The sequence below is a fragment of the Micromonospora sp. NPDC047793 genome (assembly GCF_040642635.1).
In the GTDB taxonomy this organism is placed as follows: Bacteria; Actinomycetota; Actinomycetes; order Mycobacteriales; family Micromonosporaceae; genus Micromonospora.
The window spans coordinates 149,806-163,911 of sequence record NZ_JBEYSG010000010.1 but is presented as its reverse complement, the minus strand read 5'-3'; the positions used below and the strand labels follow the sequence as shown (position 1 = coordinate 163,911).

Sequence of the window (14,106 nt, the reverse complement as noted above, 5' to 3'; positions counted from 1 at the left end):
GCTGGATCGACGCCGTCGACCAGGCACGGCGGGGTCTGGTCGACGGCGCGGACGTGGTGCGTTCGCTGCACCGCGACATCGTGGTGTGCCGGCTGACCCCCGAACGCTTCTGGGAACTGGCCGAACACCGCATCCACGGGGTCAGCGTGCTGCCCGGAACCGGGCTGGTCGAGATGGTCGTGACGTCGGCGCGGCGGCTCGGCCTGGCCGAATCGGCGGTGACGCTGCGCAACGTCCTCTTCGCCATGCCGCTGGCGGTGGCCGACGGCGAGGAGAAGGAGGTGCACGTCATCTTCGAGAGCGCGGGCGACCTCACCGCCGTCACCATCGCCAGTCGGGGCGCCGACGGTGAGTGGGTGGAGAACGCCCGCGCCGACCTGGTCCGCGACGCCGTCGTCGAGCCGGTCGCGACGCTGGACGTGGAGGGCCTGCGGCGGCGGTTGGACCGGCCGCTGCGGGAGCCGGAGGGTTCCGATCACGCGAAGGGGCTGGACGTCAGCGAGCGGTGGACCGCGACGCTGGGCGCCGGGCACGCCGACGCGGAGTCGACCGAGCTGCTGTACGAGTTCGCGCTGCCGTCGCGGTACCGGTCCGAGCTGTCGGACTACGTCCTGCACCCCTCGCTGTTCGACACCGTCATCAACGCGCCGAGCAACGTCTACGACCAGGAACGGCTGTATCTGCCGTTCTCCTACGGGGTGCTGACCGTCCGCGACTCGCTGCCGGCCCGGGTGCTCGCCCACTTCCGTCGGCGGCCCGAGTCCGTGGCCGGTGCGTTGTACGCGTTCGACGTGACCGTGGTCGACCCGGCCGGCCGGGTGCTGCTGACGGTCGACAACTACTGCATCAAGTCGGCGGTCGACCTCGATGTGACGGGGTCCGGCGAGTACGGGTACGTCCAGACCTACCGTCGGGTCGCTTTGCCCGCGTCGCCACCGCAGGGCACCGGGACCGTGCTGCTCTGCGGAGACTTCGGCACCACGTTCACCGGCGTCCGGGATCACCTCGCAGCGTCCGGTTACGACTGCGTCCACGTGTCCGGTGTGGCCGACGCGGTCGGCGACGAGCGGCTGGGGGAGCGGCGCGAGTTCGCCTTCGGCGTGCTGGCCTGCCTCCCGGCCGAGGGCGCCCCGCTGGCCGATGCCACCGGCGAGCCGGTCGAACGGGCATTGGGCCTGCTCAAGCTCATCTCGGAGCGGCAGGTCACGTTCGCCGACGGCCTGCTGGTCCTGACGCACAACGCGCTGGCGGTCACCGGCGACGAGTCCGCGCTGCACCCCGGGCAGGCCGGTCTGCTCGGGATGATGCGTGTCGCGGCCCTGGAGTACAAGGCGCTCGGGATCCGGTGTGTCGACAGCGACGAGGACACCGGGCCGGTGCTGCTGGTGGGTGAGGCCACCAGTGCCGATCGGCCGCCGTTCCTGCTCTACCGCGACGGGCGTCCGTACGAGCCGCAGGTGAAGCGGCACCCGATCCCGTCGTCCGCCGGTGAGCGGGCGCTGCCCGGTGACGAGCGGACGCCGCTGCCCGGCGGTGACGGGGTGACGGTCATGTCGGGCGGCACCGGTGACCTCGGCACCGCCGTGGCGCGGAACCTGATCCGGCGGGGCGTGCGTCGACTCGTTCTGCTGGGGTCCGACCGCGCGGCCGGCACCCGGCCGGAGTGGTCGGAGTTCGCGCGCGACCTGGACGTGTTCGAGGTGGTCCGGCTCGACCTGGGTGACCGGCAGGCGGTCGAGGCGATGGTGCGGGACCTCCGCGCGCGGCACGGCCGGATCTCCGGGGTGCTGCACCTCGCCGGGCGGCCCGGTGTCGGCTTCCTGTACACGAAGAACCTCGACGAGTTCATGGAGGTCTACCGGCCCAAGGCGCTGGGCGGGGTGCACCTGCACGAGGCGACCCTGGCCGACCGGCCCGACTACTTCGTCGCGTTCTCCAGCATCGCCGGGCTCCTGCTCAACCCGGGCCAGTCCGACTACACGGCGGCGAACCTGGTGTTGGACAGCCTGGCGCAGTACCGCGACCGCGAGCGGCTGCCCGGCCTGAGTGTCCAGTGGCCGGCGTGGCGCGAGATCGGCATCGCCCGGCGGATGGACGCGGCCGACGAGGACGAGTTGTTCCCGCCGCTGGACACCGCCGAGGCGGTGGACCTGCTCGACGCCCTGATGAGCGCCGGTGGGCGCCCGGCGGCGCTCATGCCCGGCCGGATGAGGAGGACGACCCGGCAGGCGTCCTCGGACGCCGGGCGGAGCGCGGTCGGGCGTTCCGTCGAGTTGCACGGGCTCGCCGAGTTCGGCGACCTCGAACGGGGTGTCGCGCAGATCTGGGCGGAAGCGCTCGACCTCGACGTGCTCGACGCGTACGAGGACTTCGGTGACCTCGGCGGCAACTCGCTGCTGACGGCGCAGATGTTGAAGCTCTACGACGAGCGGTACCCCGGTCTGATGGACATCACGGACCTCTTCCGCCACACCACCGTCGCCGCTCAGGTGGCCTGCCTGAAGGCCAGGCTGCACCCGGACGAGCCGACCGCCGAAGGGCCGTCATCGGCCGCCGAGGCGGACGAGGGCGACATCGACAAACTGCTGGACCTGCTGGAACAGGGCGCGATCACGGTCGACGGCAGGCGGGGCCTTCTCGAGGGAACGGACACCAGATGAGCAGCGTGAAGGATTTCATCCTCGAGCAATTCGTCAACAAGCAGATCGACCGGGAGCGCACCAAGCGGCTGCTGCGCGAACTGTCCGAGGCGAACCTGCACGAGGACATCGCGGTCATCGGACTGGCCGGTCGCTTCGCCGAGGCCACGAACGTCGACCAGTTCTGGGACTTCCTCAAGGTGAGCCGGGACTGCATCCGGGACTATCCGCAGTCCCGCAAGGAGGACATGTACGACATCCTCCGCAACCCGTACTACGCGGAGGTCATGCTGGGTCGGCCGGTCGACGAGGCCGACCTCGACCGGCTCTACTCGGTGAGCGGTTACCTGGACCGGATCGACCACTTCGACTCGCGGTTCTTCGGCATCCCCCCGCTCGAAGCGGACTACATGGACCCGAACCAGCGCATCGCGCTCGAGGTGGCGTACGAGGCGCTGGAGAACGCCGGCTACGGCGGCGAGAGCGCGATCGGGTCGAGGACCGGGGTGTTCCTCGGCCGCGACCAGTCGAACTACTCCTACTACCGGATGTTCTCCGAGCGGCACCCGATGCAGCTCTCCGGCTCGTGGGAGGGGATGGTCGCCAGCCGCATCTCCTACCTGCTGGACCTCAAGGGCCCCTGCATCATGACCGACACCGCGTGCTCCGCCGGCAGCGTCAGCGTCCACCAGGCCATCCAGTCGCTGCTGCTCGGCGAGTGCGACATGGCCCTGGCCGGCGGCATCAACCTGTCCTCCGGCGGCGAGCCGAAGACCAGCTTCCTGTCCGGCGCGACGATGGACAACGTCGTCTCCGGCGACGACAGCGTGCGCACCTTCGACGCCCGCGCGAACGGCACGCTGTGGGGCGAAGGTGCCGGCATCGTGCTGCTCAAGCCGCTGAAGAAGGCGCTGGCCGACCGCGACCACGTGCGCGCCGTCATCAAGGCCTCCGCCGTCAACAACGACGGCACGTCGAACAGCATCACCGCGCCCAACGCGCTGATGCAGGAGCGGGTCATCCTCGACGCCTGGGCCAAGGCGAACGTGCCGGCGGAGACGATCACGTACGTGGAGGCCCACGGCACCGGGACCGTCCTCGGTGACCCGATCGAGGTCAAGGGGCTGACCAACGCGTTCCGCCGGCACACCGACCGCAAGCAGTTCTGCGGCATCGGATCCCTGAAGACCACGATGGGCCACATGGTGGCCGCCTCCGGGTCGGCCTCGCTGGCGAAGGTCGTCAGGTCGCTCGAATCCGGCCTGTTGGCGCCCTCGTCGAACTTCGACGTGCCCAACCCCTACATCGACTTCACCGACAGCCCGCTGTACGTCAACGACCGGCTCATGCCCTGGGACACCGACGGCGAACCCCGTCGGGCCGGGATCAGCTCGTTCGGTTTCATCCGCACGAACTGCCACATGGTGCTGGAGGAGGCGCCCCGCTACCGCGCCGCGCCGCAGTCGCGGGAGCGTTACTGTCTCACGGTCAGCGCCAAGACCGAGGCGGGGCTGACCGCACTCCTCGACGGGTACGCGGCCGTGCTGGCGGACAGCCCCTGGTCGCTCGCCGACATCTGCTACACGTCCAACGTCGGTCGAGGCCACCACGAACACCGCGTGATGATCATCGCGGCGACGAAGGCGCAGTTGGCCGAGTCGGTCGACCGGCTCCGGCGGCACGGCCCCGGCACCGACGCGCAGCAGGGCATCCACCACGGCGTGCACGCCGTGGTCAGCGACAAGAGAGGCGATCTGCGTCCCGGCGACATCACCGCCCAGACCGGCAAGCGGCTCTCCGACTCGGCCAACGCCACACTCGCCGAGTACCGCTCGCGGGGTGACGCCGCCGCCCTCACCGCGTTGGCCGACGCGTACGTCCGTGGCGCCCGCGTCGAGTTCGCCGAGTTCTACGCCGACGAGCCGCGTCAGCGGGTGCCCCTGCCCACCTACCCGTTCGAGAGGATCCGGCACTGGGCCAAGCCCATGCACACGAGCGTGCGGAGCTTCGGCGCAGGCGAGACCAACCCCCTGCTGGGCACGGAGATCAGCCGCTCGGACAGCACGGTCGTGTTCGAGAACCGGCTGTCCGTCGACCGGCACTGGGTGCTCTCCGACCACCGCATCGAGCACCGGCCCGTGGTGCCCGGCACGACGTACCTGGAGATGGCGCGGGCCGCGCTGGCCGCGGTGGAGAACACCGGCAGCATGCGGTTCGAGAACGTGTTCTTCCTCGTCCCCCTCGCCGTCGAGGAGGGGGAGGAGGCGACCGTGCGTACCCGGCTGGACCGGCTGGAGCGGGGTTACTCCTTCCAGGTGGCCAGTGCGCAGGAGGGCGAGTGGGTCACTCACGTCGAGGGTCGGATCGGCCCGCTGGGTGACGCCGGCCCGTTGGCGTCGGTCGACATCGAGGCCCAGCAGGCCGCCGCGATCGAGGTGACCGACCCGTACCCCACCGAGACCGACACGGGTGTGTTCCAGTTCGGTGCGCGCTGGGACAACGTGCGGGCGGTGTGGCGACACGAAGCCGGTGCGTTGACCCTGCTGCGCCTACCGCAGGGCGTGCCGAGCGAGACGTTCGGGCTGCACCCGGCCAAGCTCGACAACGCGGTGAACCTCATCTCGCAGAACAGTGGCGAGACGTTCCTGCCGTACATGTACAAGAGCTTCGTGCTGCGCCGGCCGATGCCGGAGACGTTCTACTCGCTGATCCGTACCGTCCGCGACGACAGCGACGAGGGCGAGACCATCACCTACGACGTGGATCTCGTCGACGTCGACGGTGAGGTGTTCGCGCGCATCACCGACTACACGGTGAAGAAGGTCGACTGGCGGCGGTTCAGCCTTTCGGGACCGCGCCGCTTCCTCCAGGTCGAGTGGCTGTCGGTGCCACGGGTACCGGCCGACGCGGCCGGCGGCGAGGTGTGGGCGCCGGTGGTGCTGGACAACCCGGCCGGCCGGCGGCTGGTCGCCGCGGTCGAGGCGCAGGGACACCGGGTCGTCCCGTGTTACGTCGGCGAGCGGACCGACCAGGGTCGCCACGTGTTCGCCCTGCACGAGGACGGCGCGGGGCCGCTGGCCGAACGGCTGCGGCAGGAGGGGGTCGACGGCGTCCTGTTCGCCACCGACTTCACCGCGCCCGAGCACACCGACGAGGCGGCGCTCACCCACAGGCAGCGGCGGGCAACCGGTGTGGACGCGCTGTTCGAGCTGTACCGCGCCTTCGTGGCGCACCGGGTCAAACTCGCCCGTGGTCTGAAGGTCCTCGGTCGACACGCCTGGCAGGTCGGGGCCGGGGACGGTGTCACCGATCCGTACTCCGCCGCCACCGAGGCGCTCGCCCAGGTGGTCGGGCAGGAGCACCGGCATCTGCTGGTGGACGTGCTGGACGCGGGGGCGGACGTGGACCTGGACCTCCTCGTCCGGGAGTCGTTGGGCGGCGCGGGCGGCGTGCTGCGGGCGGTGCGCGGTACGCAGACCCACCTGCGGCGCCTGCGGTACGCCGAGGCGCCAGACGAGGCGGGCGAGTCGCCGTACCGGGGTGGGACGTTCGTGGTCACCGGCGGTGCGGGTGGCCTCGGCCTGAGCGTCGCCGAGGAGATGGTCCGCGAGGGCGCCGAGCGGGTCATCCTGCTGGGTCGCAGGCCCCTGGCCGAGGAGACCGCGCGGCGTGTCGAGAAGATCGTCGGCGCCGAGTACGCCCTGTGCGACGTGTCGCGGGAGGCCGAGGTGCGCGCGCTGGCCGCGCGCCTGCGGGAGGAGTCGGTCACCCTCGGCGGCATCGTCCACGCCGCGGGCGTGGCGGGTGACGGGTTCCTGGCCACCAAGCCCCGTCCGGCCTTCGACGCCGTACTGGCGTCCAAGGTCGACGGCAGTCTCGCCCTCACGGAGTTGGCGAAGGAACACCCCGGCGCGTTTCTGGTGTTCTTCTCGTCCATCACCGCGATCGTCGGCGGGCAGGGGCAGGGTGACTACTGCAGCGCCAACGCGTTCATGGACTCCCTGGCCGTGCGTGCGCGCGCCGAGGGCGTGCGCGCGCTGTCGATCAACTGGCCGACGTGGTCCGAGGTCGGCATGGCCGTGCGGTACGGGATCGGTGACGGCGACTCGCCGTTCCGCGCCCTCACCGTGAAGGACGGCCTGGCCTGGCTCGGCCACTTCCTGCGCGCCCCGGCCGACGGCGTCGTCCCCACCCGGTTCGACCTCGGGGCGCTGCGCGAACAACTGGACGAGATGCCCTTCCTGCTCGACGAGGACGTCGCCGCCGCCGTCGCGCGGGCGGGCACGGGCGGGTCGTCCGCCGACGGCGAGGCGGCCGAGGTCCGTGTCGTCGGCCTGTCCGACCCGAACCAGACCCAGCTGAGGATCGGCGCGGTCTACGGCGCGGTTCTCGGCATGACGGAGGTCGACGCCCATGAGAGCTTCCAGGACCTCGGCGGGAACTCGCTGATGACGGCGCAGCTGTTGCAGAAGATCGAGGACGTCTATCCCGGTCGGATCGACATCGCCGACCTCTACTCCTACGCGAGCGTCGTCAGCCTCGCCGGCTACATCGACGAGCGCGTCGCGGCGGAGTCCGGTCCGGCCGCGCCGGGCGCGGCGCACCTCGGAGAGATGGACCAGTCGCTGCAGGACGTCCTGGCAGAGATCGGCGACGCGGAGCTCACCACCATGTTCGCCGCCGAGACCGGCGGTGCGGGGAGGAACCAGGGATGACGTCGAACGCCGAGCTGAGGAAGGACCTGCTGCGGTACCTGCTCATGCAGGTCAAGCAGGAGGCGCTGGACGTCGACCGGGCGAAGGAGTTCATCCGGGCGATCGGAGACGAGGGCCGGGACGCCGACGACCGCGTCGCCGTCGTCGGCATGGCCTGCCGATTTCCCGGGGCGTCGGACAAGGAGCAGTTCTGGCGCAACCTGGTGGAGGGCCGGGAGTCGATCGGTGACTTCCCGCCGCTGCGCCTGGACGATCTGCGCCGCGTCGAGGGCGGCACCTCGGCCGTGCGCCGGGGCGGCTACCTGGACCGCATCGATCTGTTCGACGCGGAGTACTTCGGCATCCCGCCGCACGTGGCGACGCAGCTCGACCCGTACCACCGCAACCTCCTGGAGGTGCTGGTGGAGACGATGGAGGACGCCGGGTACGCCAAGAGCGAGTTGTACGGGTCGAGGACCGGCGTCTTCGTCGGCAACGATCACACGCACCGGCTGATCACGTCCTATCTGCCGTTCCTGTCGGAGTTGGACTTCGCGGCCATCACCGGCTCGTGGTCGGGGATCCTGGCCAGCCGGCTGTCGTACCTGCTCGACTTTCGCGGACCGGCCTCCGTCGTCGACACCGGATGTTCGTCCGGGCTGGTCGCGGTGGACGCGGCGATCAAGGCCCTGCGCAACGGCGATTGCGACACCGCGTTCGTCGCCGCCGTCAACCTGTTCCTGTCGCCGTCCAGCCTCGGCAACGAGACCGAGTCGGCCGGCCACCGGGTGCGGGCGTTCGACGCGGCGGCCGACGGCACGGTGTGGAGCGAGGGCGTGGCCGGGGTCTACCTCAAGCCGCTGTCGCGTGCGCTGGCCGACGGTGACCACGTCTACGGCGTGCTCCTCGGCAGCGCGGTTAACAACGACGGCCGCAGCAACGGCCTCACCGCCCCGAACGCGCAGGCGCAGAAGAACCTGCTGGTCAGCGCGTGGAAGCGGGCCGGGATCGCGCCGGAGTCGGTGTCCTACATCGAGGCCCACGGCACGGGTACCACGCTGGGTGACCCGATCGAGGTCAAGGGTCTGACCAGCGCCTTCGCCGAGTTCACCAGCCGCCGGCAGTTCTGCGCGATCGGCTCGGTGAAGACCAACATCGGCCACACCGTCGGGGCCGCGGGACTGGCGTCGCTCATCAAGACCCTGTTGTGCCTGGACCGTCAAACCATTCCGCCGTCGATCCACTTCGACGTGCCGAACGAGCTGCTCGACCTGGCCAACGCCCCGGTCTACGTCGCCGACCGGCTCACCGAGTGGGAGCAGGGCGACACCCCGCGTCGGGCCGGCGTGAGCAGCTTCAGCCTGAGCGGGACGAACTGTCACGTCGTGCTGGAGGAGGCGCCCGCCCGCGCGGCGGTGCCCGCCCCGGCATCGCCGCCGCAGGTCTTCCCGATCTCGGCGCGTACCGAGGACCTGCTGGCGCGCACCGCGGCGCGGCATCTGGAGCACCTCGACCGTCATCCCGAACTCCGCCTGGCCGACGTGTGCTTCACCCTGCAGGTGGGCCGCGAGCACCAGGCCGTGCGGGCGGCCATCCTGTGCGAGAGCCGGGCCGGTCTGCGCGACGGGTTGCTGCGGCTGCTGCGCCCGGAACAGGTCGACGACTCGCCGCCGGTGGACGGTGCCGTCGTACTGCGCGAGGACGCGCCGGCCCGGTCCGGCGGCACGCCCGGTCACCTCCGCGACGCGGTCGCCGCCTTCCTGGCGGGTCGCGCGCGGCCGTTCGCCGGCCTCCACCGGGACGCGGACGTGCGGCGGGTGCCGATGCCACCCCAGATGTTCCAGCGCGTACGCCACTGGGACGAGACGGTCCGGGCGCAGCCGGCTCCCGGCGAGGAGCGGTCGGCACCGGCGGACCCGGTCGACCGGCTCCGGGGCATCCTGTCCCGGCCGCCGCACCTCGAAGGGCTCCGGGAGTCCGACGCGGACGCGGTGCCCCGCACGGTGATCGCCGGGGTGTGGTCCGGCATCCTCGGCTACCCGACGATCCGTGGCGCGGACGACTTCTTCGCCCTCGGCGGCGACTCGATCTCGTCCGTGAAGATCACGCAGTTGCTCAACGCGGTGCTCGACGTCGAGATCCCGCCGACCACCCTGCTGGCGAAGCCGACGTTCGACGAGTTCGCGCACGTGGTGATCCGGGTCCACGGGGTGGACGAGCACCTGGTCCGGTCGCGGCTGAGCGGGGCGGCCCGCCGCCCGGCGCACGCGGAGCACGTGGTGGAGTCCTACGAGCTGCCGCTGACCGCCGCGCAGCGCAGCATGTTCGTCTCCAGTCAGGTCGACGAGGAGTCGGTGACGTACAACGTCAGCGGCCTGACGATCCGCTCCGGCACGCTCGACATCGGCGAGCTGGAGGCGTGGCTGCGCGTCCTGGTACGACGGCACGACAGCCTCCGCTCGACGTTCCATCTGCGGGACGGGGAACCGTTCCAGCGGGTGCACGCGGAGGTGCCGGTCGCGGTGGAACACCGCCGGCTCGGTGCCCTCCCGCCAGGTGAGAGCCACGAGAGCGCAGCCCGCCGGGCGATGCGGCTGTTCGTGCGTCCGTTCCGACTCGACAGCGCCCCGTTGTTCCGCTTCGGCTACTTCGAGTTCGACGACGGCGTGTCGTGCGTGGCGATCGACATCCACCACATCATCACCGACGGCACGTCGATGGGCATCCTGTTCCGGGACCTCGGCACCGTCGCGGACCGGGCCGCGCTGCCGCCGTTGCCGGTGAGCTACCGGTCGGCGATCCGTGGGCTGCTGGAGCGGCAGAACAGCGCCGGCATGGCGGCGCACCGCGACTACTGGGTCGCCCGGTTCGCCGACGGCGCGCCGACGCTTCAGCTCACCACGGACTGGCAGCGGGCGGAGGTCGCCACGGCGGCGGGCGCGACGCTCTTCGCGTCCGTGGACGGCGAGACGCTGGAGGCCGCCAAGCGGTACGCCCGCCACCACAACCTCACCCTCTACATGGTGCTGCTGGGCGTGTTCCAGCAGGTGTTGTCCCGGCTGAGCGGACAGGGTGACGTCGTGATCGGCGCGCCGGTGATGGGCCGGCCCGACCTGGCCTACCAGGATCTCGTGGGCATGTTCGTCACCACGCTGCCCATCCGGGTCACCGCCGCGCCCACGACCGGCGTCGGCGACTTCCTCACCGGCCTGCGGACCACCCTGCTGGAGGCGTTCGCGCACCAGGAGTACCCGCTGGAGTCCCTGGTCGAGGAGCTGAACCCGCCACGGGTGCCGGGCCGCCGGCCGCTGTTCGACGTCTGCTTCGTGCACCAGAACACCGACATGGGTCTGGAGCCCGACGACGAGCGGATCCTCCCGTTCGACGACGGCAGCGCCAAGTACGACATCACCCTGAGCACCCGGGAGGCCGACGGCGCGCTGCTGCTGGAGTGGGAGTACTCCACCGCACTGTTCCGCGAGGAGACCATGGCGCTCTACTCGGAGCGCTACGCGACGCTGCTCCGGTCCTTCCTCGCCGCCGCCGACGGCACGCCGGTGGGCACGCTCGACCTGATCCCCGTCCGGGAGGCCGAGCTGATCCGGACGTTCGCGACGGTGCCCGCGCCGACGCCGGACACCCGCAGCATCGCGCGACTGTTCGAGGAGCACGTCGCCGCCGATCCCGGCCGCCCGGCGCTGATCGCGGACGACCGGAGCCTGACGTACGGGGAGCTGAACGCCAGGGCCAACCGCATCGCGCACGGTCTGGTCCGGCTGGGCGTGGCCCCCGGCGCTCCGGTGGCGCTGCTGCTGGACCGTTCGATCGACATGGTCGCCGCCATCCTCGGTGTGCTCAAGGCGGGGTGCTTCTACCTTCCGCTGAACACCGACTTCCCGTCCGAGCGGCTGCGGGTCATGGTCGAGGACGCGGGGGCCGGTCTCCTGCTCACCTCCGACGCGCGCAGCGGGCAGGCGGCGGAGCTGGTCTCCGAACGGCTCCGGATCGTCGGCGTCCACCAGCTCGCGGAGTCGACGGCCGCGCGCGGGAACCCGGGGCTACCGGGCAGCAGCGCGGACGAGGCCTACATCATGTACACCTCCGGGACCAGCGGTGCGCCGAAGGGGTCGGTGATCCGGCAGCGGAGCGTGCTGCGCGTGGTCCACCAGTCGGTCTGCTACGCCGCTGATCCGAGCGACGTCTTCCTCATGATCTCGGACTACTCGTTCGACGGCTCCATCTACGACATGTTCGGGGCGCTCACCAACGGCGCGTCGCTGGTGTTGCTGGACAAGGCGTCCGTGCTGGACCTCGACCGGCTCGGTGCCGCGATCGAGCGGCACAGGATCACCAGCTTCTTCATCACCACGGCGATGTTCAACGCCCTGATCGACCACGCGTCGGACTCGCTCGGCGGCGTCCGCAGGGTGATCTTCGGCGGCGAGATCGCCTCACCGGCGCATGTCCGGCGGGCGTTCGAGCTGCTCGGGCCCGGCCGGATCAGCCACGCCTACGGCCCGACGGAGACCACGGTCTTCGCGACCATCCACCGCCTCGACGTGTGGGACGCCGACGACGCCCTCCCGATCGGTACGGCCGTCAACGACACCTCGCTGTGGGTGCTCGACGAGCGGTTGGAGCCGGTGCCGGTCGGCGTCAACGGCGAGCTCTACATCGGTGGATCCGGCCTGTCCGACGGCTACCTGAACCAGCCCGAGATGACGGCCCAGCGGTTCGTGTACTCGCCTGCGGTACCGGGGGAGCGGCTCTACAGGACCGGCGACATCGTCACCTTCAAGACCAACGGTCTGCTCTACTACACCGGCCGCCTCGACCAGCAGATCAAGCTCAGGGGCTACCGCATCGAGCTGGCGGAGATCATCCAGGTCGCCCTGAACGAGCCCTTCGTCCGCTGGGCGCACGCGGGACTGTACGAGACCACCGAGGGCAGCCGGAGTCTGTGTCTCTGGGTCGGGTATCTGGACGACCAGGACCACGGGCCGGCGCTGCGGGCGGCCCTGTCCCGACGGCTGCCCGACTACATGGTGCCGTCCTTCATCGTCAGGGCCGACACGGTTCCGCTGAACGCGAGCGGGAAGGTCGACGTGGCGGCGCTGCCGAAGCCCGACTTCACGGCGGGGGCGACGGCTGTGGCACCGGAGACCGACTCGCTGCGCGTGGTCGCCGACGCGTGGCAGCACGTGCTCGGTGTGCCGGTGGAGGACATCGACGCCGACTTCTTCGCGCTGGGCGGCGACTCGATCAAGGCGATCCAGATCGTGGCCCGGCTCCGCGAACAGGACATCACGATCCGGGCGGCGGACCTCCTCGGCAACGCGACCATCCGGTCGCTGGAGGAGAAGCTGTCCGAGTCCGCCGGCGCCGGGACCGGAGTGCGGGTGTACGACCAGAAGCCTCTCTCGGGACCGATCACGGCGAGCGCGATCCAACTGGCGTTCCTCGACGACCCGGAGGCCCACAACCGGGTCTTCAACCAGTGCCTGCTGGTCACGACGGCCGAGCCGGTGTCGCTGGATCGGCTGGTACACGCGGTGCAGCGGCTCGTGCGCCAGCACGACATGCTCCGCGTCGAGGTCGACGAGCAGGGTGCTCTGGTCCTGCGTGACGTCGACGCCCCGGGGCTCGTCCACGGTGACCGGCCGCCGGCCGGTCTCTCCGACGAGGCCCTGGCGGACTACCTGCGGACGGTCCAGGCGCGGGTCGACGTGCGCGGTGGCCCGGTCGTCAGCCTCGCCGCCGGGCTGGGGGAGGGGGGCGTGCAGTTCGCCATCGCCATCCACCACCTGGCCGTCGACGTGGTGTCGTGGGGCGTCCTCTTGGAAGACCTGGCCACCTGCCTCGTCGACCCGGACGCCGAGCTGCCCGCCAAGACCATGCCGTTCCCGGCGTGGACGAGCGAGGTCAAGCAGCGCGCCGAGGACGGCGGCCTCCGTGCCCAGTTGCCCTACTGGCTCGACCTGGCGCGCAGCGCTGGTGCGGCGGGCGAGGTGTTCGTCGAGCGTGACGTGAAGCGGTCCGAGACCGCCTCGACGGTGGTGCGCCTGACCGAGACCGACGACTTCGCCCTGTTCGACGCCGCACGGAAGGCGCACGGCGCGAGCCAGGTGGAGACCGTCCTCACCGTGGTGGCACGGGCGTTGGCCACCGTGACCGGCGAGCAGCGGGTGCTGTTCACCCTCGAAGGGCACGGCCGCGAACCCATCGCGGGTGACCACGAACTCAGCCGGACGGTGGGCTGGTTCACCAGCACCTTCCCGCACCTGGTGCAGGTGGAGCAGAGTGTGGCGGACACCGTGGACACGGTGCGGCGGTCGTTCGAGCGACTGCCGGACAAGGGTGCCGGCTTCGGCCCCCTGCTGCGCTTCGACACCGGCCTGGACGCGGAACGGGCCGTGCTGACCGCGGTCCGGCCGCAGATCGGCTTCAACTACCTGGGCGGTCAGGACAGCGCTGACGGCATCACCTTCACCCACCTCCCGCTGGACATCACCACCGACGGGGAACACCGCTCGCCGTACGCCCTCGACATCGTCGCCTCCCGCAGCGGGGGTGAACTCCTGATCGAGGTGCGGTACCCGCGCGCATGGGAGGCGAGCGGCGTCGCCAAGCAGATCATCGCGGCCCTGGACGAGTCGTTCCACGAGGTCCGGGACGCCCTGAGGTCCGGTGAGCCGAGAGGCTTCCAGGTCTCCTCGCCGATCCGTCAGGACGTGCTCGCCGACATCCTGCTGGACGTCGAGGGCGGGATCTGA

Annotated in this window: 3 protein-coding genes (1 of these 3 only partly in view); all 3 read left to right on the top strand. The window is 70.9% G+C overall.

Annotated features, from left to right (window positions below):
* Tightly spaced (each overlapping or abutting the next), the 3 genes in view from ABZ738_RS21025 to ABZ738_RS21015 form a layout consistent with a single transcriptional unit that may run on beyond the window.
* Positions 1-2,660, top strand: partial view of an SDR family oxidoreductase gene (locus ABZ738_RS21025; protein ID WP_357215558.1) — the 3' portion only. 1,933 nt of this gene lie to the left of the window's left edge; only the last 2,660 of its 4,593 coding nucleotides appear in the window; the start codon falls outside the window, past its left edge; it ends in the stop codon at positions 2,658-2,660.
* Positions 2,657-7,354, top strand: coding sequence for an SDR family NAD(P)-dependent oxidoreductase (locus ABZ738_RS21020; protein ID WP_357215555.1), 4,698 nt, complete (start codon positions 2,657-2,659; stop codon positions 7,352-7,354). Before ABZ738_RS21025 ends, ABZ738_RS21020 begins: the two co-directional genes overlap by 4 nt.
* Positions 7,351-14,106, top strand: a complete 6,756-nt coding sequence (locus tag ABZ738_RS21015; protein ID WP_357215552.1) for an amino acid adenylation domain-containing protein — start codon at positions 7,351-7,353, stop codon at positions 14,104-14,106. The genes ABZ738_RS21020 and ABZ738_RS21015 overlap by 4 nt, the downstream gene beginning before the upstream one ends.

Bases quoted from the DNA above. Each gene is read 5' to 3' on its own strand.
- ABZ738_RS21020 (WP_357215555.1), top strand. From the start codon at position 2,657: ATGAGCAGCGTGAAGGATTTCATCCTCGAGCAATTCGTCAACAAGCAG.
- ABZ738_RS21015 (WP_357215552.1), top strand. From the start codon at position 7,351: ATGACGTCGAACGCCGAGCTGAGGAAGGACCTGCTGCGGTACCTGCTC.